The organism is Hyphomicrobium sp. B1, assembly GCF_049532635.1.
GTDB lineage: Bacteria > Pseudomonadota > Alphaproteobacteria > Rhizobiales > Hyphomicrobiaceae > Hyphomicrobium_B.
Window position 1 is genome coordinate 101211 of the sequence record NZ_CP134871.1, and the last position, 22817, is coordinate 124027.

Below are 22817 nucleotides of genomic sequence, written 5' to 3' on the forward strand. Positions count from 1 at the left end.
ATACCCACAACAACTGTCGATTCCGCTCGAAGACCGGCTCAGACCTAATGGAGACCGCTGCTTTGTGCAAATAACTCATTCATAATTCTGCGCGACAACTTCGTCTTTCGGGCACGCTTTAAATCCAAAATCGTAAACAATTGAACCTGGAGCGCGAGCCGGCGCACTTGGAGCATCTGATGAACGCTATCAAGAAACCAATTCGCAAAGCCGTATTTCCTGTTGCCGGTCTCGGCACCCGGTTTCTGCCTGCAACCAAGGCCGTGCCAAAGGAAATGCTGACGGTCGTCGACCGTCCTGTGCTGCAGCACGTCGTCGATGAGGCGCGCGCCGCCGGCATCGAGCATTTCATATTCGTCACTGGACGGAACAAAGGCGTCATCGAAGACCATTTCGATAAACAGTTTGAGCTTGAAGCGACGCTCGCAACGCGCGGTAAGAAAAAGGAGCTTGAGGCCCTCGAACGCGACCTGCCGCAAGCGGGTCAGACGAGCTTCACGCGTCAGCAGGCGCCGCTCGGGCTAGGCCATGCCGTTTGGTGCGCCCGCGAGCTTGTTGGCAATGAACCGTTCGCGTTGCTTCTGCCCGACATGCTTCACCATGGACGCACGTCCTGCCTCGCCGACATGATCGACGCCTATTCGCAAACCGGCGGCAATGTGATTGCGGTCGCGCCAGTCCCCGAAGATCAGACGCACCAGTACGGTATCGTCGGCGTCAAGGATGTGAAGGCCAAAGTCTCCGCAATCACGGAAATGGTCGAGAAGCCCAAGCCCGGTACGGCACCGTCCAATTTGCACATTACCGGCCGCTACGTCCTGCAGCCTGAAGTATTCGATCTCCTCGCGAAGCAAGAGCGCGGCGCCGGGGGCGAAATTCAGCTGACGGACTCCATGATCGCTATGATGAACGGCGCCGGACAACCGTTCCATGCCGTGCGTTTCGACGGCGATATCTACGACTGCGGCTCCAAGCTTGGCTTCCTCACCGCCAATGTCGCCATCGCTCTCGAACGCGATGACCTCGAAAAGGACTTCCGCCGCGAGCTCAAGCGTCTCATCGGCACAAACGTCTGAGCGATCGGTCTGCCGGGTGTTCTCCCGGGCAATTCCCTACGCGAATCAGAGAACGCCGACCTTCGCTACCATTGCGCCGCCACAGACAAAGAGGGTGGCGCAATCGGCCGCCCATCAACAGTGCAAAGCTTCGCTTAGCCCCCGCGGCCGCGCGTCCTCCCCTGAAAACACTTGGTTAATGCACGGCTGCGGCGCCGCTGGACTTGCATGGACAGCCCTAGAACGCGAAAAGTGTTAACGCCAAGCCGCCGGGTCCTTTATGTTCAGGCAGACGCGGCAGGCGAACGGGGGACATAGAGCGCATGCAACGGGTCATTCCATTCCAGTTACCTGAAATTGAGCGACAGGAAGCAGAGGTTGTCTCCGGCGAGGCGACACCGATTTCGTCCGCCCTTCGTACACTCAATCTCGCGGCCGAAGGGCTCGCCCAGGTCGCGCACGATATCGCTGGCCCCCTCTCCGCCGCTTTCGACGAAGCCGTCGGCCGGCTGAAGGCCGTCGACGGTCGCGTCATCGTAACGGGCATCGGCAAGAGCGGCCACGTCGCCCAGAAGATTGCCGCGACTTTCGCATCGACCGGTACCCCCGCGTTCTTCGTCCATCCGAGCGAAGCCTCCCACGGCGATCTCGGCATGATCACGAAGTCCGACATCATCGTCGCGTTTTCCTGGTCGGGCGAAACGGTCGAACTCAAACCGATCATCACTTATTCGCGGCGCTTCGCGGTACCGCTCATCGCCATCACATCGCAGGCAAACTCTGCTCTTGGCAAACAGGCGGACGTCGTTCTGCAGCTGCCGCGTGTGAAGGAAGCCTGCCCCCACGGCCTTGCGCCGACGACATCGACGACCATTCAGCTCGCCCTCGGCGACAGCCTTGCCATCGCGCTTCTCGATGCGCGCGGCTTCACCGCCCACGATTTCAAGATCTTCCATCCTGGCGGCTCTCTCGGCGCCAACCTCAAATACGTTTCCGACGTCATGCACCAGAATGAGCGGATGCCGCTGATCGAGACTGGCGCTTCGATGGCGGATGCGCTTGTTGCGATAACGGCGAAAAGCTTCGGCTGCGTCGGTGTCACCGACGCCGACGGCAAGCTCATCGGCGTCATCACCGATGGCGATTTGCGTCGCCATATGGGGCCGGACTTGCTTCGGGCCAGCGTCAATGACGTCATGACCGCCAAGCCCAAAACCATTGCACCGACGTTGCTGGCATCAGCCGCTCTGGAACTCATCAATTCCTCGCGGATAACGGCGCTCTTCGTCGTCGACAAGCAAAAGCCCGTGGGCATCGTCCATGTCCACGATCTGCTGCGCGTCGGCGTCGCCTAGGAGCTGCGGCGCATCAAACCCGTGAAACGACGAGCACGGTGCCGTCAGCGCCCGTGACTTTGACATTGGCGCCCTTAGGGCCGTCCTCGCCTTTCGCCACCCAGACGGTGTCGCCGACCCGGACCTTCCCGCGTCCGTTGACGATCGCATCCTCAATCGTCACGATACGGCCGATATACTGCGCGCCGCGAATGTTGAGATCGGCAACGTCAGGATGCGCCGACTCTTCACGGCTCTTGTGCCGAACCCAGAACACTGCCGCCATGGCGATCAGCGCGAACGCAATAAGCTGCCACTCCCAGGCGAGCGGCGTCGTCAGGCCGATAACGCCGACGATTGAGGCCGACAATCCGAACCATACGAAGTGCACGCCGGGAACGATCGATTCCATAATGAACAGAACGACGGCCAGCGCGAACCAGAGCCAAGCCCCGAATTGTCCGATCAGTGACGAAAGACTTTCCATTGACGCCATCGCTCCCTCTGCGAGTAAGCCCTGGCCTTATGTCGTCGGTACCGAGCCAGAGCGCGGCGTACGCGGCGGCGACGACTTCGGAGCATCGCCGCCAAATGCTTCGCCCGCAATCTGCGCGATGCCGCCGAGCGATCCGATGACCGACGACGCTTCAAGCGGCATCATAATGATCTTCTGGTTCGGGGACTTCGCCAAGGCTTCGAGCGCCTTCATATAATTGTTTGCGACGAAGTAGTTGATCGCCTGTACGTTTCCACCCGCGATGGCGTCGGAGACCATTTTCGTGGCCTTGGCTTCGGCTTCCGCGGCACGCTCACGAGCCTCCGCATCACGATAGGCAGCCTCGCGTCGGCCCTCCGCTTCCAGAACGACGGCTTGCTTTTCGCCTTCGGCTTTCAGAATGGCCGCCTGGCGAAGACCTTCGGATTCAAGGATCTGCGCGCGCTTCTCGCGCTCGGCCTTCATCTGCCGGGCCATGCTGTCAACGAGGTCCCGCGGCGGCGCGATGTCCTTGATCTCGATGCGCGTCACCTTCACGCCCCACGTCTCGGTGGCGGCGTCCACGACTTGCAACAGCCGGTGATTGATCTGATCGCGGTTCGACAACAGTTCGTCGAGATCCATCGAACCCATCACTGTACGAATGTTCGTCATCGTCAAGTTGATGATCGAACGTTCGAGATTATCGACTTCATAGGCCGCCTTGGCCGCATTCAGGATCTGATAGAAGGCAACGCCGTCAACCGTCACCATCGCATTGTCGCGGGTGATGACATCCTGACTCGGAATATCCATCACCTGTTCTTTCATGTTCAGCCTGTGTGTCACCTTTTCGAGAATGGGGATCAGAATATGCATTCCCGGAACCAGCGTCCGCGTGTAACGGCCAAGGTTCTCGACTGTGAAGTTCGAACCCTGAGGAACGATTTTGACAGTCGACCAAAGCCCCCAGATCGCAGCCGCCAAAAGGATAAAGCCAAAAAAACCGAAACCGCCGAAATCGGACATGCCGTCCTCCCCTCACGAGCGAATCGAAATGAAAATGGGAAATTCGCGCGTCAGGTTTAAGTCTCGGAAACAAACATTCGGTAAATATTGGGTAATATATCGATATATGGCAGTAAAAAGCAGGAAATTGAACAAGAATTAGTGGCCAATAAGAAGTATTGGCCACTTTCCAGTGTCTAAAGCCATCCCGCCAGCTCGCGTCGAACGACCGCTTCAATAACGTCCACCCCTTCGGGACTATCATTGAGAGCCGGCAAATAGGCGAATTTTTCTCCGCCGTTCGACTCGAAGATATGCCGGTTCTCGCGATCAAGTTCCTCAAGCGTTTCGAGACAATCGGCAGAAAAACCCGGCGCGACGAGTGCGATCTTTTTCACACCCGATTTCGCCAATGCTTCGACGGTCTTGTCGGTATAGGGCTGCAGCCAGGGATCGGTACCGAAACGCGATTGGAATGTCGTCAACCACCGGCTTTCCGGAATTCCCAATTTCTCGCGCAAAAGCCGCGACGTTTTCTGGCATTGGCAATGATACGGATCGCCAGCCGCGAAATACTTCTCCGGCATACCGTGAAATGTCGCGATGATTTTCTCGGGCTCGAAATCGAGCTTCGAAAGCTCCGCGCGCATCGACGTCGCCAGAGCCTCGATATATGCCGGATGATCGTGATAGCTCGGCGACGTCCGGATCGCCGGCTGCCAACGCATCTTCATCAAGGCCCTGAATGCCTGATCATTCGCCGTTGCCGTCGTCGCCGCAGAATACTGCGGATAAAGCGGGACCAGCAGAATACGATCGCAGCCCTGGTCCTTCAGCGCCTTGATCCGGCTTTCTGTCGACGGATTTGCGTAGCGCATCGCCCAATCGACGATGACACGCGGATCGTTGCCGAGCCGCTGCGCCAACCGCTCGGCCTGATTGCGAGTGATCGTCTTCAGCGGACCTTCGTTCTTTTCGTTATTCCAGATCGTCGCGTAGTCGCGACCTTTGCGCGACGGGCGCGTCGTCAAGATGATAAGATTGAGGATCGGCCACCATTTCCACTTGGGTTCCTCAATCACGCGGTCGTCGGATAGAAACTCCTTGAGGTAACGGCGCATCGGCCAATAGCTGGTGCCATCCGGCGTACCGAGGTTGAGCAGCAGAACGCCGATGCGGCCGAGCGCGACGGGTGGATGCTCTCGCGGCAACGCGACCGGCTCGCTAGCGAAATTGCCTTGTTTCGGAACTTCGTTCATCCGCTCTCCCAACGCCGGCGTTTATTGCGATCCTACAGGATCAGGCCCGGCGCTTCGACGGGGTACGTCTTTCGTCTTTCGCGGCCACTCTCGGCTTCGCCGGAGCAGGCCGTAATTCCGGTGCCAGATCCCGGACTTCCGCCGCAACCGGCGCAGCTTCGTCCTGAACACCTACTTGGCCCGAAGGAGGCTGGACTTCAAGCTGCGGATCGATAGAACGGCTGCAGCGCCAATAGGATGCCACGCGGCCAACGAAAGCGTCGGACTTCTCGGCAAAGAGGCGTTTGACGCGATATTCCGCTGTGGCGCGCAAGAGTTGCTGCTGCTGCCGGCAGAGCGTTACTGCGGCATCTTTCTGCTCATCGGTCATTGCTGGAGATTTGGCCGCCGCTGCAATCAGTACCGCCAGATCATGATCGTCGCCGAGCAACTGCGAGAGTTCGCGTGCCGCGTGCGCCCTGACGGCAAATTCATCGGGCCACGCCTTCGACAAAAGCGACATCTGCCGCCAATGCCATTGCACTGCCTTGCGCAGATCGTGAAAATTCTCGTCGGTCGGTTCTTCGTAGGCATACTTCGATGCCATCCGCCCTTTGCGATAGCTTTCCTCGAGCCCTCCGGAGAGCGCTGCAAAGCCACGCTTGCTGAAGGGCATCTTCGCAAACTTTGCGGCTTCACGCTCCAACAGATGCTGCGCCCTGCGCGCAATATCGGGCTCAAGCGTTTCCGGCCCGTCTGGCGTCTCGGCCGTCAGCGCCAACTTCAGCGGCGCAAGCGACGCTGCAGCATTCGCAACATCATTCGAAAGTTTGGCGATTGTCTCCAGCATGACTGTGCGATCGCGGCGCGCCGACAGCAGTCTGGCAATCTCACCCAGCGCCTTATTCCGCTGCCGAGCCTTATCGCCGCCGATGGCGCCGGCGGATAACCGCACCAGCGAGCGCAGCCGCTTCAGCGACTTACGGCACTCGTGGACGTTTTTAGCCCCGACATCCGCCCCTGCGAGTTCAGCCAAGGCGGCGTCCAACTGCTCACGCGCAATCCGGCGAAAGCCTTTTTCAACAGGCTCATGGGTTTTGAAGCGATACGGCATACGCAGAAACGGCTCTGAACTCGGGCGAGGACGGGAAATCGTTAGCGTAAATTCGAACCACACAAAACTGTCATAAACGAGTGCGCTGACAAGGTCCTGGTTAACACGAAATTCGTCCGTCTATCGAGTTTGCAACTGTCGCAACCAGAGTTCGATCCGCTCATCGGGGCGGGCGGCCGTAAAGAAATCAGTAATCACGGCGAGGCTATCAGCGCCCGCTTCTAATACTCCGGCCGCACGCTCAGGCGTCAAACCGCCGATTGCAACGAGTGGCAATGCGCCGATCCTGCGCCGCCATTCCTTAATTTTATCAAGACCTTGCGGAGCCCAAGGCATCGCCTTCAGCTTCGTTTCGTAGATCGGCCCGAGCGCCACATAATCAGGTTCGGCCGCCAGCGCGTTATCGAGTTCGACAATATCGTGCGTCGAGATCCCGAGCTTGATCCCCGCGAGCTTGATGGCTTCGAGGTCAGCGTCGCGCAGATCGTCCTGTCCCAAATGGATAAAACCGACGCCCGCGTCCAGCGCTGCTTCCCAATAGTCGTTGAGCACCAGCGTACAGCCATGCTCCTTGCAAAACGCATTGGCGCGTTTGGCTTGCGCCGCAACATCCGCGGCGGACGCGTCCTTGATCCGAAGCTGCACGAACGTCACGCCGAGAGGCACGATGCGCTCAAGCCAGCCGACATCCGGCACGATGGGATAAAAGCGATCGAGGATCATCTGCAGAAAACTCTGATACCGCCGCTACTCAATCGAGATCGAAAAACGGCGTGCCTGCGACGGGCGTTGAGGGCACGGCCATATCACGCGCCGGAATGAGACCAGCTTCGTATCCCAGTCGTCCCGCCTGAATCGCAGCTGCGAAAGCGGCCGCCATGCGCACCGGATCGGCAGCCTTGGCGACTGCCGTATTGAGCAGCACCGCGTCGTAGCCTAGCTCCATCGCCAACGCCGCATGGGACGGCGCGCCGATGCCCGCATCGACGACGAGCGTAACGTCAGGGAAATAAGCCCGCAAACTCTTTAGCGCCGGAGCGTTGGCCAAACCGCGTCCGCTGCCAATCGGCGCGCCCCACGGCATGATGACCTCGCATCCAGCACGCTGCAGACGCTCAGCAACCGACAGATCTTCCGTCGTATAAGGAAGCACCTTGAAGCCGTCGCGCGCCAACACGCCGGCGGCCTCCACCAACCCGAAGACGTCGGGCTGCAACGTGTCATCGTTTGCGATCACTTCGAGCTTGATCCAAGTCGTATCGAACAGCTCGCGCGCCATTTGCGCGGTCGTAATCGCCTCGCCCGCCGTCCGGCACCCGGCCGTGTTCGGCAGCACGCGCACACCGAGATCACGAATGATTTCGAGAAACCTCTCGCCAAGCTTGCCACCGGCTGCCTCACGACGCAGCGACACCGTCACGACGCTTGCAGCCGAAGCCGTAACCGCCCCTTTCAGGATTGCCGGAGACGGATAACCCGCCGTTCCGAGCAAAAGCCGCGATGCAACCGTCTCGCCGTAGATCAAAAAGCTCTGCGCCGTGTGCAGCTTGTCGTCACGAATGTTCATATCGACCCAAAGGCCTCATCTAGCCGCCCAGATCTAACCACCTTGGCGCGCGGAAACGATCTCAACCCGATCGCCGCCGTCGAGCGCCGTCGTAGCACGCCGTGCCTCGGGCACGAACTGGCCATTAAGCGCGGTCGCGACCTTGGCACCGGCAAGCCCCTGCTCGTCGATCAGAGCTGCAAGCGTACGGGCCACGCTTTCGGTTTTTCGGCCGTTGACGACCAGTTCGATCCTGGCCTCGTGTTGTACCATCGCCCTATCTTCTGACCTGATCGCCGGACATGGGAATTTCAACATCGTTTACCAGAGCGCATGCCGAATTTTTACCTCATATCGTCAAAATCGATCAAAAAGGCCCCGCCAATCCGCCGCATTGCTCCCTTCCATCTCTCCGCTTCGCAGAACAAGGACCGCCCGCACATGTTTGCCCGCCTGTTGTCGTCGCGCCGTTTCGCGCCGCTGTTCTGGAGCCAACTGCTGGCGGCGCTCAACGACAATCTGCTCAAGAACGCGTTGGCCATGCTCGTCGTCTACAAGCTGGCGATGGAGAACGGCCCGGCGTTGGGCACACTGGCAGGCGCCGCGCTCGTGCTGCCGTTCTTCCTCTTCTCTGCACTCGCGGGCCAGCTGGCCGACAAGTTCGATAAGGCTAAAGTCGCAGCGCGCGTCCGGTTGATCGAAATTCCAATTGCGGTCGCTGCCGCCGCGGGCTTCCTGATCCCATCCGTGCCATTGCTGTTCGTTGCGCTGATCCTGTTCGGCACCCTGAGCGCCTTTTTCGGACCGGTGAAATACGGCCTGCTACCATCACACCTCGAAGTGAAGGAATTGCCATCTGGCAACGCCTTGATCGAAGGCGCAACGTTTATCGCCATTCTGATCGGCACCGTCGGCGGTAACTTCGCGTCCGGCAGCCACGCGGAGCTGATCGCGGTCTCCTGCGCCATCATCTGCATTTCGGTTCTGGGCTGGCTGTCCGCACGCCAGATCCCGCCAGCGCCGTCATCCGTGCCCGATCTCAAGATCGACAGAAACATCGCAACCTCGACGATCACGTTGCTGAAAGATCTGCGCAGCGACAAACGCATCTGGCAAGGCGGACTGATCACCTCATGGTTCTGGCTCGTCGGTGCAGGCGTTCTTGCGCTGCTGCAGAACCTCATTCCTCAGGTGCTGAACGGCGCACCCTCCGTTTATACGTTGGCGCTTTTCACATTCGCGGTAGGCGTCGCTTTCGGATCGGTCGTCGCCGCCCGCGCCAGCTCCAACCGCCCGAACCTCGCCCTCGTTCCGATCGGCGCTCTGCTGATGGGCATTTTCCTGCTTGATCTCGCTTGGCTCGCTTCAAGAATACAGCCCGCCGCGACGCCAATGACGCCGTGGGACGTGCTCACGACGCTCGGCGGACTCCACATGCTTATCGATCTCGCAGGCATCGCAATCGCGGGCGGCTTCTACATCGTGCCCGCGTTTGCCGCGGTGCAGGCTTGGTCGCCGGTCGATCACCGCTCGCGCGTCATCGCAGGCTGTAACGTCCTTTCGGCTGCGTTTATGACCGTTGTCGGCCTGCTGATCGCCGCTCTGCAGTTCGAAAAAATTTCCGTCGCCACGCTTTATGCGGGCCTCGGCCTCGCCAACATCGTCGTCGTCGCACTCGTCCTGCGCGCGTGGGGCGCCGAGGGCGTGAAGGATGTGAGCCTGTTCCTGTTCAAGACGTTCTTTGGGCTCGAAGTGCACGGCCGCGAAAACCTTCCCAAGGCCGGCGAGCGCGCGATCATCGCGCCAAACCACGTCAGCCTGCTCGATGCGGGCCTCATGCACGCCTTGGTGCCGTCGCACACGGCCTATGCCGTCGACACGATGATTGCGCAAACATGGTGGGCAAAGCCGTTCCTGAAGCTCACGCGTTTCTACACCATTGACCCGACACGCCCGCTCGGCATGCGCGGCCTCATCACCGCGGTCAAAGAAGGAACTTCCATCGTCATCTTTCCGGAAGGTCGACTGACCGTCACCGGCGGCCTGATGAAAGTCTACGACGGCACCGCCATGATTGCCGACAAAGCCGACGCGCCGATTATCCCTGTGCGCATCGATGGACTCGAACGCTCGCACTTCGGCTACCTCAGCAAAGCGCAAACACGCAAAGCTTGGTTCCCGAAAACGACGGTGACGATCCTGCCGCCCGTCTGGCTCAAGATCGATCCGGCCCTTCGCGGCAAAGCCCGACGTCAGGCAGCGGGAGCGGCCTTACAAGACATCATGACCGACACCGCCGTGCTGACGACGCCGATCGACCAGACGCTGTTCGAAGCACTCGTGCTTGCCCATCAGACCCGCGACACCGGCAAGCCCGCCATCGAAGATCCTCTCGGCACCAAGCTCACGTACAAAAAGCTGATCGTCGGCGCACAGGTGCTGGGCGCCAAGATCGCGCCAATGCTGCCGCCCGTCGGATCATCCGTCGGCGTCCTGTTACCGAACTCGGCTGGCGTCGTCGTCACGTTCTTCGCGCTGCAGACGATCGGCCGCGTCCCTGCGATGCTGAACTTCTCTGCAGGCCCTGCAAACGTCGTCTCGGCGTGTAAGGCTGCGAAGGTCGACATCGTTCTGACGTCGCGTGTGTTCGTCGAAAAGGGACATCTCGAACCGCTGATCAAAGCTCTCGAAGGCGTCGTGCGCGTCGTTTATCTCGAAGACATTCGCCCGACGATCACCTTCGCCGACAAGGTCAAGGGCCTGATGCAGGGCACCCGCCCGCAGGTCGCGGTCGATTACAACGCTCCGGCCGCCATTCTGTTCACGTCAGGTTCGGAAGGCACGCCGAAGGGCGTCGTGCTTTCACATCGCAACCTGCTCGCGAACTGCGCGCAGACACTGACGCGGGTCGCTTGCAACGGCACCGATAAGGTCTTCAACGCTCTTCCCGTCTTTCATTCGTTCGGGCTGACGGCAGGTGTGCTGATGCCTCTCGTCGCTGGCGTGCCGATCTTTCTTTATCCGACGCCTCTGCACTATCGGATCATTCCGGAACTCGTCTATCAGTCGAACGCGACGATCATGTTCGGCACCGATACCTTCCTGACGGGCTACGCCCGGGTCGCCCACCCTTACGACTTCGCCCGCGTACGCTTGGTCGTTGCCGGTGCCGAAGCCATCAAGGACCGCACGCGCCAGCTTTACATGGACCGCTTCGGCGTACGCATTCTCGAAGGCTACGGCGTTACAGAGACTGCGCCCGTCCTCGCGCTAAACACCCCACTTGCCAACAAGGCGCACAGCGTTGGGCGCATGTCGCCGCTGATGGACTACAAGCTCGAAGCCGTGCCCGGTATCGAGCAAGGCGGCCGCCTCTACGTCCGCGGTCCGAACGTCATGCTCGGCTATTATCGCGCGGAAAATCCCGGCGTCCTCGAACCGCCGGCCGAAGGCTGGCATGACACCGGCGACATCGTCGAGATCGACGCACAGGGCTTCATCTTCATCAAGGGCCGCGCCAAGCGCTTCGCCAAGGTCGGAGGCGAGATGATTTCGCTGTCAGCCGTCGAAGCTCTCGCCGCCGAACTTTGGCCGCAGCAGACGACGGTCGTCGTCGCGCTTCCCGATCTGCGCAAAGGCGAACGCCTTGTGCTGCTGACAACCGACGCCAAATGTAAGCGCGAAGATTTCCAGAAATTCGCTCGCCAGAAAGGTGCGACGGAGCTGATGGTCCCGGCGGAAATTCTCGTTGTCAGCAAGATCCCGCTGTTAGGCACGGGCAAGCCCGATTATGTCGCGAGCCTTGCGCTTGCCAAGGAGATGGTTGCCGCAAAGCAGACGACGTCAGGGAGCGCTGAACAGAAGCCCCTCACGCCGGCCGTCTGAGAGGTAAGCCAGCACCTCGCGCGCGAGCACCGGCGCCAGCAGGAACCCGTGCCGGTACGCGCCGTTGACGCGGATAACTTTGCCGCCGTCTTCGACGACGATGCGCGGAACGTTATCGGGAAACGCAGGCCGGACACCCGCGCCCATCTCCAAAACCGACGCTTCGCCGAACGCCGGGTGCAAGGCATACGCCGAACCCAGAAGATCGAGCGCCGACTTGAGCGTCATCGGCCCGTCGTCCTCCCGCTCGACGACACTCGCCCCGACGACAAACCGTCCGTCGCCCTGAGGCACGACGTAGATCGGCTGCCGCGGATGTAACAGCCGCACTGGCCGCGAAAGGCCGACATCACGCGTTTCGATAAGCACGCGCTCGCCACGCACGCCCCTCAAAGGCTTGAGATCGCCTTGTGCGCCGATACCCCGGCAATCAACGACAATGCCGTCCGCGTTACCGTTCCACTGCACGCCGAGATGGAGCTCTCCGCCCAGCGCTTTAATTTGATCGAGAAGCCAATCCAGTGCCTTCCGCGCATCGAGATGCGACTCGGCCTCGAAATAGAGCCCGCGCTCGAAGCGGCCTGCGAGCGCAGGTTCGAGTTCGCCGATGCGCGCCGCACCTACGAGGTCATGTCCCTGGGTCATGTTTTGGAAGCGCGCCAGATCGCCTGCGTCGCGCGCGTGCGCCACGACGAGCGTGCCGTTGTCGATCGTCGCCGGATACACATCACGCCAGATCTTCAGCGCCTCTCGGCCGAGATCGCGAACGATCGGCGGTGCGCCCTCGGCTTCGCATTCCGGCGCAATCATCGCGCCTGCCCACCGGCTCGATGCCCGCGCAAACGGCGCGCTACTTTCTTCAATGAGGCGAATGCGATAGCCGGCTTTGGCCAGCGTATAAGCTTGCCAAAGGCCGAAAATGCCTGCACCGACGACGGTGATGGTCGAATTGCCCACGTCTAAAGCTGCCTGTTGCTGTCTCTCAATCGCCGAGCGCTACGCCTTCGCGGCGCGGATCTGCACCGCCTTTGAGCAAAGCGCCATCTCGCGCAACCGTATTGACGCCCGACGTCATCGTCGCGCCAGCGACGGCCTGACCGTATAGCGTAAGTTCATAAGCGGGCCAAAGGATCGGCTGCGAATACTCGATCAATACCGGTCCGCCCTGGCTGCCGAAGTTGGTCAGAGACGCCGCCTGTTGCGCGTTCATATCCCAATCGATCATCGCAACGAGCGTCTTCACGACATAGAGAATGATCTGCGACCCGCCGGGCGAGCCGGTCACGATCTCCGGATTTCCGTCCGCGCCGAGCACGATCGTCGGCGCCATCGAGCTACGCGGACGCTTTCCACCTTCGACGGCGTTAGCGACAGCTATGCCATGATCGTCGACAGGCTTGAACGAAAAATCCGTCAGCTCGTTGTTGAGCAGGAATCCCTTCGCCCACAGATGCGAACCGAACGCGCTCTCGATGGTCGCCGTCATCGAGAACGCATTGCCATCATCGTCGATGATGGACATCTGCGTCGTGCCGGGCACCTCATACGTCGCATCGACGCCGAATGTCTTCTTCGCGAGTCCCGGCGGCAGACCCGGCTCAGCTTTCTCCATCGCTCTCTTCGGATCGATCAGCTTCCTCCGCTCGGCGAGGTAGCCATCGTCAAGCAAACCGGAGGGAACAGGAATGCGCTCGGGATCGCCGATGTAGCGGTTGCGATCGGCATACGCGAGCTTTTCAGCTTCCGAGACGATGTGCAGCGCTGGCGCGGTCATCGCCGCAGCCGGACCTTGCACTTGCGGGAACGGTTCGATGAGCTTCAGCACCGCGCCGACCGTCAACCCGCCAGACGACGGCGGCCCCATCCCGCAGACCTTACGCCCGCGATAATCGACACAAACCGGCGGCCGCTCCGGCGCGGTGTACGAAGCGAGATCGGCGGCGGTCATATCGCCTTTGATGCTTGTCGCGCCTTGCACAGCCGCAACGATCGCATTGGCAATATCGCCGGAATAAAAAGCCTCCGGCCCCTTATCCGCGATCAAGCGAAGCGTCGCGGCATATGCCGGGTTCTTCAGCAATTCGCCTTCCGCGCGCGAGCGCGTTCCGCCTTCGTAAAAGTAAGCGCGCGCTTCCGGCGCAAAGTTTTGCGGGTCGTCTTTTGCAAGCAGAACAGCAAGCCGCGGCGAAACGTGAAAGCCGTTCTCCGCAAGCTTGATCGCCGGATCGAACAAATCCTTCCACGGCAGCTTGCCGTGCTTTTCATGCGCCACATAAAGAGCGCGCAACACGCCCGGCACGCCGACGCTTAGGCCCGACAAAACGGCATCTTCGAAGGCCATCGGCTTGCCTTCTTTGGTCAGGAAGCGGTCCGGCTTCGCGGCGGCAGGCGCCGTTTCGCGTCCGTCGTACGTCGTGACCGAACGCGTCTTCGCATCCCAGTACGTGATGAAAGCCCCGCCGCCGAGCCCCGACGACTGCGGCTCGACCAGCCCAAGCACCATCTCAGCCGCGATTGCAGCATCGACCGCGGACCCGCCGCGACGCAGAATCTCGCGGCCGGTCTCCGCCGCCAGCGGCTCTGCTGCAGCGATCATATGCCGTTTGGCGGTAACGAGTGCTTTCTCGGTTGTTCCCGATGCAGCCTCAGGCGGCGGCCGAAATTCCTGCGCCGACGCTACGGTAGCGACAAGCAGACACGAAGCGGCGAGTAAAATTCGAAACGTCATTCCATCTCCGGGGAGGGTGTACCGCACCCGGCCCAAAGCGCGTGCGGAGATCAATAGCTTTGCTGGATGAAACTCTCGGGCGTTCCGTCTTCAGGGTTGACGAAGATGATATCCTTGGGATCGCGCCGGGGCGTATCGACCGAAAGAAATACCACTGGTCCTTCAAGGATATCGGGGAGCGCATGGACCGTCCCCTTCTCAAAGAACAATAGCTGACCGGGACTGAATTCCGCAATCGTCGCCGGATCTTTCATCCAGAACGTGCCGCGACCTGAAAACACGTAAAGATACTCGTCGCACGTGGCGTGATAATGCGGCGGCGTCGGCTTGTAGACGCGGAAAACCCGCGCGCTCGCAGCCTCCCTGTTCGTGAGGTAGCGATCGACGAGCAGAGTCGTCGCTGTCTCGGGAAACGACGCGGCGACCTCGGCGATATCGAAACGGCCCGTCGCCGAAGCTTCCGGTTTTTCGCTCATGAATAGAACCTCGAGTTTCCTGGTCTCGACAGTACCCCGCAGTGGCAAATCCGGCACGCGGCGCGATTCCCCTGTTTATGGCGCTTTGACAGTGGCTGTCTTTCGAATGCGCACCCGCTAGTTTCCGGCCGGGAAGACCCATTTTCGATCTGGAGGGGCAAATGCGCTCATTGAAACTCGGATTTGCAGTGGCTGCAGTAACGTGTGCACTTTCTGTAACGGCTCAGGCCGGCAGTTGCGTCAGAGTTGCAGCGGTCGGCGATGGCCTGACCCACGACCTCGCCGTTATCATGTCGACCCACGGTCTCGCGAACATCATCGAGGGTAAGGGCCGCACCGGCAAAGGCCCGGTTCACACCAAGTGTGTGCCCGGCACGTTCGGCACCCAGTGCACCTCCTGGCAGAACGCCTGCAACTAGCTCTCGATAGTAGACTGACCGACATCATCGCGCGGCCAAATTCCGTCGGCCTGGTTTCGCGCGATGATGCCTGAGGCCCTACCAGTTACGGCCGCAGCTGCTGTGTTTCCGCACACACCGGCAATCCATACTGAACAATCGTCTCGAAAACGGACGCGGCACAACGCGGCCAGTGTTCCGATTTTGTTCCCGCCGCAGCTCTATCGAAGCCCGCACTGGTTCAGACAAAGAACGAACATCGTCTGTCCCCGTCATCGAACCGCAACACGCAGTGCGAAAATTTCGAAAACTCTTGGAAAGTCAGCGATCCGAGCACAATCGGCGCCCAACTGTGACTTCCCTGCTCTGCCGATAAAAACGGTCCTGAACTATACCCGCTCTTCATAATTCGGCGCACAGGATGATCACCCGTTCTGTGCATTGTTAACTATTGTTGCCAAACCGGAGCATCCCCCCGATGAATCTGCCACGTCGCCTCAGCGGATTAGCTCTCGCCGCCCTCATCATGGCTGGCGGACTGGTTTCCGCGTCTTCGGCCAAAGCCGAGGATCTCGTCGATTTTCTCTGGGGTGGCAGCCCTGAATATGGCGGTGGCCGCAGCATCGTCTCTTTCGACCCGCAATATAAGCCGGGCCAGATCATCGTCTCGTTCTCCGATCGCCGCCTCTACTGGATCATGAAGCCGGGCGTTGCGCTGACCTACCCGGTCGCCATCCCGACCGGCGAAGCCCGCTGGCAAGGCGTTACCAAAGTCTCGGCAAAGCGCGTCAACCCACCGTGGACGCCGACGCCTGAAATGGTCCGCAACAACCCCCGCCTGCCGCGTTGGGTCCCCGGCGGCCATCCGATGAACCCGCTCGGTATTCGCGCGATGTATCTGGGCTCCAGCGCCTATCGCATTCACGGCACAGACGCGCCGTGGACCATCGGCCAGGCCGTTTCGCACGGCTGCATCCGCATGACGAACCAGGACGTGCTGGACCTTTATCCGCGCGTGCCGGTCGGAACGCGCGTGACGGTCACGTGGCAGCAGTTCAAGACGCAGACCATCTCGGATGGCAGCAACCTGCCGCGCTATACCGACAAGGACTCGAACCCGCGGGCCGCAGCGGCGGTGCCCGCCCAGAGCCAGCAGCCCGAGCAGACGGCCGCCAAGCAATCGACGGGCGGCGGCATCGAAAGCCTGTTCTTCTGGGACGAGCCGAAGAAGGCGGTTGCGACCGCTTCCGCCTCTGAACCGGAGCCGCAGAACGATCAGCAGAACGCGCGCGACGCCACGAAGGACGATGACGATTTCGTGCCTGAGAAGAAGGCCGAAGCGGAAAAGCCCGCAAAGAAGGTTCACGAAGCGCGCGCCGTAATTGAAGAGCAAGCCCCGACGGACGCGCCGAAGAAGAAGGCAACGAACGCCTCGGCCGCCAAAAAGAAGCCGGCGGCCGCTGCCGTCGCGAAAGTCCCCTCGGCTTCCGATCCGTCCACGGATCCGACGGTTGCAGTTCCGGACCCTGTCAAGCCGACAGCTGCGACACGGGCATCCGACGCGACGCCTCGTGCCACTAAGGCATCGGTTTCGAGCAGCGAAATTGCTCATGTCCAGCAGGCATCGGTTCGAGTGCAATAAGCCGCCACGATCCGGCCTTGAAAATGCAAGGGCGGCTCCCACGAGCCGCCCTTTTTATTATCCTTCCCCGCGTCTGTCGCCGATCAGCCTAGCCCTAGGTCTTGTTGCAATCCGACCGCCACGGCGGCTATGCTCGGCCAACCTTCAGTTGGACAGATGGCGACCTTGACCACTCTGCTCGATACCGTCGGCATGCCGCCACGTCCGCGCCATCCCGAGAAAGCTTCGCATACTGATACCCCGGCGCTGCCCAAGCCGAACTGGCTACGCGTGCGCGCCCCCGGCTCGACGGGCTACGACGAAACCCGCTCGATTGTCCGCGCTCATCGCCTGCACACGGTCTGTGAAGAAGCCGCCTGCCCCAACATCGGCGACTGCTGGCAGAAACGCCATGCCACGATGATGATCATGGGAGGCGTCTGCACGCGCGCCTGCGCGTTCTGCAACGTCGCAACGGGATTGCCCACCGCGCTCGATCCTGACGAACCGAAGCGCGTCGCTGATGCCGTCGCCAAACTCGCCCTTGAGCACATCGTCATCACGTCGGTCGATCGCGACGACCTGAGCGACGGCGGCGCGGCCCATTTCGCCGCAACGATCCATGCCATCCGCGCAGCGTCTCCCGAGACGACCATCGAAGTTCTGACGCCGGATTTCCTGCGCAAGGACGGCGCGCTTGAAATCGTCATCGAAGCCCGCCCGGATGTCTTCAATCACAACCTCGAAACCGTACCGGGCCTCTATTTGAAAATTCGCCCCGGCGCGCGCTATTTCCATTCGCTGCGGCTGTTGCAGCGAGCAAAGGAACTCGACTCGAGCGTCTTCACGAAATCGGGCATCATGGTTGGCCTCGGCGAAACACGCGAAGACGTTCTACAAGTCATGGACGATCTGCGTTCCGCCGACGTCGATTTCCTGACGGTCGGACAATACCTGCAGCCGACGCGCAAGCACGCCGAGGTCAAGCGCTACGTCCCGCCGGATGAGTTTGCCGGTCTCGAACAAGTCGGACGCGCCAAAGGCTTTCTGCTCGTCGCCGCCTCGCCACTCACTCGGTCGTCCTTCCACGCAGGCGATGATTTCCGCCGCCTCAAAGCGGCCCACCGCGCCCGCGTCTCGCCTTAGCCCGAATAGAGAAACCAATGCCGAAGTTTGCGGCCAACCTGTCGCTGCTGTTCAACGAGCTGCCGTTTCTCGATCGCTTCGAGGCCGCCGCAGCAGCGGGCTTCGACGCCGTGGAATTCATGTTTCCCTATGACTTCGAAGCCGAGGACATCCGCGCCCGCCTCAAAGCCAACGGGTTGCAGCTCGCTCTATTCAATCTTCCCGCCGGTAATTGGTCGGCAGGAGAACGCGGCCTCGCGATCTATCCGAACCTTGTCGGCGAATTCCGCGACAGCGTTACCCGCGCGGCGAAATACGCGACGACCCTCGGCTGCAAACAGCTTCATTGCCTCGCCGGCGTCGCCCCCGTCGGCGGCGACATACGCGCCATGCGCAAGACATATGTCGAAAACCTGCGCCATGCCGCGCATGTGCTGGCCGACAGCGGCATCACGCTCCTGATCGAAGCCATCAACACCCGCGACGTTCCGGGCTACTTTCTTGACACCACGGCGAAGGCCGCCGACATCGTCGAAAGCGTGGAAGCGGAAAACCTCCGCCTGCAGTACGACGTCTACCATATGCAGATCATGGAAGGCGATCTTACCCCGACCATCGACAAATACCTGAAGATGATCGCCCACGTGCAGATCGCCGATACGCCCGGCCGCCATGAACCCGGCACCGGCGAGATCAACTATCCGTTCATCTTCAAGCATCTCGACAGCATCGGCTATACCGGCTGGATTGGCTGCGAATACCGCCCCCGCACGACGACCTTCGAGAGCTTGGCGTGGTTTCGCGCGTTGAAACCGCACGTCGGCTAAGGGGGACCGAAATCGGCGTGCTTATGCCGACGCATCTGTCGGCGCCGCCGTCCCTGCCTTGACGACCTTCTCGGTCAGCGCCGGCGCGCAAAGCTCGATGAAGCGATAGGCGAATCCCCGCAGAAAACGTCCGCGCCGTAGCGCAATCCGAGACGTTGACTGCGGAAAGAGATGCGTCGTGTCGAGCAGAGTGAGACCTGTGTCCCGTTGTTCATCGTAAGCCATTGAGGCGACAATGCCGATGCCGAGCCCGACCTCGACATACGTCTTGATCACATCGGCATCGAGCGCGGCCATGACGATATCAGGAGCAAGATTGGCCGACGCAAACGCCGCATCGATTGCCGGACGTCCCGTAAAACCCTCGTGATACGTGATGATCGGCCATTCGGCGATCTTATCGAGCGTCAATGGAGCGCCGTCGTCGAGCGGATGCCCCTTTGGAACAATCACAGCGTGGTGCCACGAGTAGAATGGAAACGACACATGCTCGGGCGTGTCTTCCAGCGCCTCGGTCGCGATTCCGATGTCCGCGGTGCCATCGCTCAGCATAGCCGCGATTTCCTTCGGCGTGCCTTGCTGCAGGATCATATGGACGTTGGGAAACTCCTTTCGGAATGCTGCAATCGGCCCCGGCAACGCATACCGCGCCTGCGTGTGTGTCGTCGCAATCGTGATCTCACCGCGATCCGACTTTGCGAATTGATCCGCCAGCCGCTTGATGTTTGCCGTATCGAGCAATATGCGATCGACGATCTGCGCCAGCTCCTTGCCCGGTTCCGTCAATCCCAGAAGCCGCTTGCCACGGCGCACGAACAGCTCGACGCCGAGCTCATCTTCGAGATCCTTAATGTGCTTCGAGACGCCGGATTGCGACGTGTAGAGCGCATTCGCAACTTCTGTCAGATTGAAATTACGCCGCAGCGTTTCTCGAATAATGCGGAGTTGCTGGAAATTCACGACGCGTTGCTACCGTTCTGATCTGAGAAGACACGCAATTTGCGTGCCTTGAGTTTAACACGTTGCCCGGCCGAAAGGCCGAGTGATTGCAATTCGCGCCCCGGAATTTCCACCTCAAAAAATTCCTTCCGGCCCTCTCGCGCCTCGCCGTTAGCAATAAGTTCCACACGCGCAAGCGCACCGTTGCCCAGAATTCGGTTAATGCGTGCCGATACGCCGTCCTCAGACTGGTCATAAGAAACAATCTCAGTGTCCTGCGGCCGGCTGAACGCAATGACCTGCTGGCCGTCGGAGAAATGCATGTCTTCGATGCGAAGCCTCTCGTCGCCGATGCGCACGTAGCCTTGTTCGACACGCCCTCGAAATTCGTTGACGGATCCGATGAAGCCATAGGCGAACGCCGTCTCTGGATACTGATAGATCTCACCCGGTGCACCGATCTGCTCGACTCGCCCCTTGTTGATCAGCACGATGCGGTCCGACACTTCGAGCGCTTCGTCTTGATCGTGCGTCACGAAGATAGACGAGATATGCAGCTCATCGTGAAGCGTGCGAAGCCAGCGACGAAGCTCTTTGCGCACTTTTGCATCGAGCGCGCCAAACGGTTCGTCGAGAAGAAGAACGCGCGGTTCGACCGCGAGCGCACGCGCCAGGGCGATACGCTGACGCTGGCCGCCTGAAAGCTGCGACGGAAAGCGGTTTGCAACCCAGCCAAGTTGCACAAGCTCAAGAAGACGCGTAACTTTGGCGCGTATCTCTTTCTCACTCGGCCGTTCGCGACGCGGCCGAACCCGCAGCCCGAACGCGATATTCTCGAACACGGTCATGTGCCGGAACAGTGCGTAGTGCTGAAACACGAACCCGACGCGCCGCTGCCGCACATCCTTGTCCGTCGCGTCGACACCGTCGAGCAATATTCGTCCGCTGTCGGCGTGTTCAAGCCCGGCAATCACCCGCAGAAGTGTCGTCTTTCCGCATCCCGACGGGCCAAGCAAGGCGACGAGCTCGCCGTCCGGGAATTTCAGCGAAATATCGTCAAGCGCCTTGAACGTACCAAAGTTCTTGTTGACGGCTAAAACTTCGATGCTCATCAGCCATGCTCCTCGGTAGCCGACTGGCCTGCCCGCCATTCGACGTAAGTCTTCAACACCAGCGTCACGAGTGCCAACAGAGCGAGCAGCGACGCCACCGCGAACGCGGCCGCGAATTGATATTCGTTGTAGAGAATTTCCACATGCAGCGGCATCGTGTTGGTCTCGCCGCGAATATGCCCAGACACGACCGACACGGCGCCGAACTCACCCATGGCGCGCGCATTGCAAAGGATCACGCCATAGATCAGCGCCCACTTGATGTTCGGCAACGTGACACGCCGGAACGTCTGAAAACCTGAGGCGCCAAGCGAAACCGCTGCTTCCTCTTCGTCCCGCCCCTGCGCCTGCATCAACGGAATAAGCTCGCGCGCAATGAATGGAAACGTCACGAAGATCGTAGCCAGAACGATGCCCGGCACCGCGAATATGATCTTGATATCATGATCCCGGAGCCAAGGCCCGAACCAGCCCTGCAGCCCGAAGATCAGCACGTAAATCAAGCCTGCGATGACCGGCGATACCGAAAATGGCAAATCGATCAGGGTGACGAGCAGATTTTTTCCGCGAAACTGAAATTTCGCGATCGCCCATGCCGCCGCCACGCCGAAGACGAGATTTAACGGCACCGATATCGCAGCAGCCAACAACGTCAATCTGATGGATGCCAGCGCATCAGGCTCGACGAGAGACGCAAAATAGGTGTCCACGCCTTTGCGGAAGGCTTCGGCGAACACGGCAATCAATGGCAACAGCAGGAACACTGCAAAGAACGTCAGGCCAAGTCCGAGCACGACGGCTTTCACCCAAAAAGCATCGCGCGTCGCAGGATTGGCTTCGAACTTTCGCGCCCCATCGAGACGCGCATCGAACGTACCAGCAAGACCGGCCATCAGATCGCCCTCCCCGTTCGGCGCGACGTCCACGCCTGCAAGCCGTTCACGATCAACAGCAGAATGAACGAGAAGACGAGCATCACCGATGCAACGGCCGTAGCGCCGCGATAATCGAACTGCTCAAGCTTCGTGATGATGATCAGCGGTGTGATTTCCGAAACCATCGGGATATTGCCGGCGATGAAAATCACCGAGCCATACTCTCCAACGGCCCGCGCAAATGCCAGCGCGAAGCCCGTCAGAAGTGCAGGCAACAACGCCGGAAAAACCACGCGTTGGAATGCCTGCCTGCGGTTAGCACCAAGGCTCGCCGCTGCCTCTTCAAATTCCGTCTCAAGGTCTTCGAGGACTGGCTGCACCGTTCTGACGACGAACGGTAAGCCGATGAACGTCAGTGCAACAAGCACACCAAGCGGCGTGAACGCGACCTTGATGCCTAACGGCTCCAAGAGACTGCCAATCCAGCCGTTCTTCGCATAAATGGCGGTCAGCGCGATGCCTGCGACCGCCGTCGGCAAAGCGAATGGCAGGTCGATCAGCGCATCGACGACCTTGCGACCGGGAAATGTGTAGCGCGTCAATCCCCATGCAAGCAGCAAACCGAACACCGCGTTGATGAGAGCCGCAAGAAGCGACGCGCCGAACGTCAATTTGTAAGATGCGACGACTCGCGGTGTAGCGACCGCTGACCAAAACTCAGCCCACGACATTGTCGCGGTTTTGAAGAAAACGGCCGACAGCGGAATAAGGACGATTAGCGACAGGTACGCGAGCGTAAACCCGAGCGACAATCCGAAACCCGGAAGGACGCGTTTGCGTGAAGCGCTTGCCATGACCCGTTAAATCCTAGGCCAGAAGCGCGACGGCAACGATGAAGCCGGAGACGGCCAGAACCGTCGCCCAGGCAACCACGGTGCCCAACATCTGCGTATTGAGGATCATTTCCGCGCCTCTGCTAATGCGAACAGAGCGCATACTATGTGAGAGGCCGCGCCCCTCTAAGGAAGAAGAGTTGCTAAGCATTTTCGATTGCCGAATGA

The 22817-nt window shown here is 60.2% G+C and carries 21 protein-coding genes; 7 read left to right on the top strand and 14 right to left on the bottom strand.

Annotated elements, in window-relative coordinates:
- Positions 1-179 precede the first annotated feature (179 nt).
- Together galU and RLW55_RS00490 are read left to right on the top strand one after the other, a co-directional pair.
- Positions 180-1076, top strand: a complete 897-nt coding sequence (gene galU, locus RLW55_RS00485; RefSeq protein WP_423415291.1) for a UTP--glucose-1-phosphate uridylyltransferase GalU — start codon at positions 180-182, stop codon at positions 1074-1076.
- Between the two features lie 302 nt (positions 1077-1378).
- Positions 1379-2410 (top strand): KpsF/GutQ family sugar-phosphate isomerase, encoded by a 1032-nt coding sequence (locus RLW55_RS00490; protein WP_414461908.1) that lies wholly within the window; start codon positions 1379-1381, stop codon positions 2408-2410.
- A 13-nt stretch (positions 2411-2423) separates the two neighbouring features.
- On the opposite strand, the gene RLW55_RS00495 is transcribed toward RLW55_RS00490, so the two are convergent.
- The 7 genes from RLW55_RS00495 to thiS all read right to left on the bottom strand — a co-directional run bounded on the left by RLW55_RS00495 (position 2424) and on the right by thiS (position 8043).
- Complete coding sequence (locus tag RLW55_RS00495; RefSeq protein ID WP_024275399.1) at positions 2424-2876, bottom strand: NfeD family protein; 453 nt, start codon at positions 2874-2876, stop codon at positions 2424-2426.
- Between the two features lie 36 nt (positions 2877-2912).
- The gene (locus RLW55_RS00500; protein ID WP_423415292.1) at positions 2913-3893 is read right to left on the bottom strand and encodes an SPFH domain-containing protein; all 981 of its coding nucleotides are present in this window, start codon (positions 3891-3893) and stop codon (positions 2913-2915) included.
- A gap of 176 nt (positions 3894-4069) precedes the next feature.
- Positions 4070-5131 (bottom strand): ferrochelatase, encoded by a 1062-nt coding sequence (gene hemH / locus RLW55_RS00505; protein ID WP_423415293.1) that lies wholly within the window; start codon positions 5129-5131, stop codon positions 4070-4072.
- 40 nt (positions 5132-5171) lie between these two features.
- Positions 5172-6224, bottom strand: a complete 1053-nt coding sequence (locus RLW55_RS00510; protein WP_423415294.1) for a CHAD domain-containing protein — start codon at positions 6222-6224, stop codon at positions 5172-5174.
- Between the two features lie 120 nt (positions 6225-6344).
- Positions 6345-6947, bottom strand: coding sequence for a thiamine phosphate synthase (locus tag RLW55_RS00515; protein ID WP_409562334.1), 603 nt, complete (start codon positions 6945-6947; stop codon positions 6345-6347).
- Positions 6948-6975: 28 nt separating this feature from the next.
- Positions 6976-7791, bottom strand: coding sequence for a thiazole synthase (locus RLW55_RS00520; protein WP_409562333.1), 816 nt, complete (start codon positions 7789-7791; stop codon positions 6976-6978).
- Between the two features lie 33 nt (positions 7792-7824).
- Complete coding sequence (thiS, locus tag RLW55_RS00525; protein ID WP_423415295.1) at positions 7825-8043, bottom strand: sulfur carrier protein ThiS; 219 nt, start codon at positions 8041-8043, stop codon at positions 7825-7827.
- A 168-nt stretch (positions 8044-8211) separates the two neighbouring features.
- Between thiS and RLW55_RS00530 the strand changes: the two genes are divergently transcribed.
- Positions 8212-11655: an acyl-[ACP]--phospholipid O-acyltransferase gene (locus RLW55_RS00530; RefSeq protein ID WP_423415296.1), complete on the top strand. Its 3444-nt coding sequence runs from the start codon at positions 8212-8214 to the stop codon at positions 11653-11655.
- Here the strand turns inward: RLW55_RS00530 and RLW55_RS00535 are convergent.
- From RLW55_RS00535 to RLW55_RS00545, 3 genes are read right to left on the bottom strand one after another with little or no spacing between them, the layout of a single operon-like run.
- Positions 11614-12612 carry an FAD-dependent oxidoreductase gene (locus tag RLW55_RS00535; protein ID WP_423415297.1) on the bottom strand — a complete coding sequence of 333 codons (999 nt, stop codon included), beginning with the start codon at positions 12610-12612 and terminating at the stop codon, positions 11614-11616. The genes RLW55_RS00530 and RLW55_RS00535 overlap by 42 nt on opposite strands.
- A 25-nt stretch (positions 12613-12637) precedes the next feature.
- The gene (gene ggt, locus RLW55_RS00540; RefSeq protein WP_423415298.1) at positions 12638-14383 is read right to left on the bottom strand and encodes a gamma-glutamyltransferase; all 1746 of its coding nucleotides are present in this window, start codon (positions 14381-14383) and stop codon (positions 12638-12640) included.
- Between the two features lie 50 nt (positions 14384-14433).
- Complete coding sequence (locus RLW55_RS00545; protein WP_409562328.1) at positions 14434-14859, bottom strand: cupin domain-containing protein; 426 nt, start codon at positions 14857-14859, stop codon at positions 14434-14436.
- A 161-nt stretch (positions 14860-15020) separates the two neighbouring features.
- On the opposite strand from RLW55_RS00545, the gene RLW55_RS00550 reads away from it, so the two are divergent.
- From RLW55_RS00550 to otnI, 4 genes are all read left to right on the top strand, one after another.
- Entirely contained in the window at positions 15021-15278 is a 258-nt protein-coding gene (locus tag RLW55_RS00550; RefSeq protein ID WP_013946370.1) for a hypothetical protein, read from the top strand.
- 457 nt (positions 15279-15735) lie between these two features.
- Complete coding sequence (locus RLW55_RS00555) at positions 15736-16899, top strand: L,D-transpeptidase family protein (RefSeq protein WP_423415299.1); 1164 nt, start codon at positions 15736-15738, stop codon at positions 16897-16899.
- A 156-nt stretch (positions 16900-17055) separates the two neighbouring features.
- A complete protein-coding gene (lipA, locus tag RLW55_RS00560; RefSeq protein WP_423415300.1) occupies positions 17056-18024 on the top strand; it encodes a lipoyl synthase in 969 nt (322 codons plus the stop codon).
- Positions 18025-18041: 17 nt separating this feature from the next.
- Positions 18042-18830, top strand: a complete 789-nt coding sequence (gene otnI / locus RLW55_RS00565; protein ID WP_423415301.1) for a 2-oxo-tetronate isomerase — start codon at positions 18042-18044, stop codon at positions 18828-18830.
- Between the two features lie 21 nt (positions 18831-18851).
- Here otnI and RLW55_RS00570 read toward each other — a convergent pair whose 3' ends face one another.
- From RLW55_RS00570 to cysT, 4 genes are read right to left on the bottom strand one after another with little or no spacing between them, the layout of a single operon-like run.
- Positions 18852-19790: a CysB family HTH-type transcriptional regulator gene (locus RLW55_RS00570; RefSeq protein WP_423415302.1), complete on the bottom strand. Its 939-nt coding sequence runs from the start codon at positions 19788-19790 to the stop codon at positions 18852-18854.
- Entirely contained in the window at positions 19787-20881 is a 1095-nt protein-coding gene (locus RLW55_RS00575) for a sulfate/molybdate ABC transporter ATP-binding protein (protein WP_409562322.1), read from the bottom strand. Before RLW55_RS00575 ends, RLW55_RS00570 begins: the two co-directional genes overlap by 4 nt.
- The gene (gene cysW, locus RLW55_RS00580) at positions 20881-21774 is read right to left on the bottom strand and encodes a sulfate ABC transporter permease subunit CysW (protein ID WP_013946363.1); all 894 of its coding nucleotides are present in this window, start codon (positions 21772-21774) and stop codon (positions 20881-20883) included. Before cysW ends, RLW55_RS00575 begins: the two co-directional genes overlap by 1 nt.
- Positions 21774-22610, bottom strand: coding sequence for a sulfate ABC transporter permease subunit CysT (cysT, locus tag RLW55_RS00585; RefSeq protein WP_423415303.1), 837 nt, complete (start codon positions 22608-22610; stop codon positions 21774-21776). Before cysT ends, cysW begins: the two co-directional genes overlap by 1 nt.
- Between the last annotated feature and the right edge of the window lie 207 nt (positions 22611-22817).

Bases quoted from the DNA above. Each gene is read 5' to 3' on its own strand.
- galU (WP_423415291.1), top strand. From the start codon at position 180: ATGAACGCTATCAAGAAACCAATTCGCAAAGCCGTATTTCCTGTTGCC.
- RLW55_RS00490 (WP_414461908.1), top strand. From the start codon at position 1,379: ATGCAACGGGTCATTCCATTCCAGTTACCTGAAATTGAGCGACAGGAA.
- RLW55_RS00495 (WP_024275399.1), bottom strand. From the start codon at position 2,876: ATGGAAAGTCTTTCGTCACTGATCGGACAATTCGGGGCTTGGCTCTGG.
- RLW55_RS00500 (WP_423415292.1), bottom strand. From the start codon at position 3,893: ATGTCCGATTTCGGCGGTTTCGGTTTTTTTGGCTTTATCCTTTTGGCG.
- hemH (WP_423415293.1), bottom strand. From the start codon at position 5,131: ATGAACGAAGTTCCGAAACAAGGCAATTTCGCTAGCGAGCCGGTCGCG.
- RLW55_RS00510 (WP_423415294.1), bottom strand. From the start codon at position 6,224: ATGCCGTATCGCTTCAAAACCCATGAGCCTGTTGAAAAAGGCTTTCGC.
- RLW55_RS00515 (WP_409562334.1), bottom strand. From the start codon at position 6,947: ATGATCCTCGATCGCTTTTATCCCATCGTGCCGGATGTCGGCTGGCTT.
- RLW55_RS00520 (WP_409562333.1), bottom strand. From the start codon at position 7,791: ATGAACATTCGTGACGACAAGCTGCACACGGCGCAGAGCTTTTTGATC.
- thiS (WP_423415295.1), bottom strand. From the start codon at position 8,043: ATGGTACAACACGAGGCCAGGATCGAACTGGTCGTCAACGGCCGAAAA.
- RLW55_RS00530 (WP_423415296.1), top strand. From the start codon at position 8,212: ATGTTTGCCCGCCTGTTGTCGTCGCGCCGTTTCGCGCCGCTGTTCTGG.
- ggt (WP_423415298.1), bottom strand. From the start codon at position 14,383: ATGACGTTTCGAATTTTACTCGCCGCTTCGTGTCTGCTTGTCGCTACC.
- RLW55_RS00545 (WP_409562328.1), bottom strand. From the start codon at position 14,859: ATGAGCGAAAAACCGGAAGCTTCGGCGACGGGCCGTTTCGATATCGCC.
- RLW55_RS00550 (WP_013946370.1), top strand. From the start codon at position 15,021: ATGCGCTCATTGAAACTCGGATTTGCAGTGGCTGCAGTAACGTGTGCA.
- RLW55_RS00555 (WP_423415299.1), top strand. From the start codon at position 15,736: ATGAATCTGCCACGTCGCCTCAGCGGATTAGCTCTCGCCGCCCTCATC.
- lipA (WP_423415300.1), top strand. From the start codon at position 17,056: ATGGCGACCTTGACCACTCTGCTCGATACCGTCGGCATGCCGCCACGT.
- otnI (WP_423415301.1), top strand. From the start codon at position 18,042: ATGCCGAAGTTTGCGGCCAACCTGTCGCTGCTGTTCAACGAGCTGCCG.
- RLW55_RS00575 (WP_409562322.1), bottom strand. From the start codon at position 20,881: ATGAGCATCGAAGTTTTAGCCGTCAACAAGAACTTTGGTACGTTCAAG.
- cysW (WP_013946363.1), bottom strand. From the start codon at position 21,774: ATGGCCGGTCTTGCTGGTACGTTCGATGCGCGTCTCGATGGGGCGCGA.
- cysT (WP_423415303.1), bottom strand. From the start codon at position 22,610: ATGGCAAGCGCTTCACGCAAACGCGTCCTTCCGGGTTTCGGATTGTCG.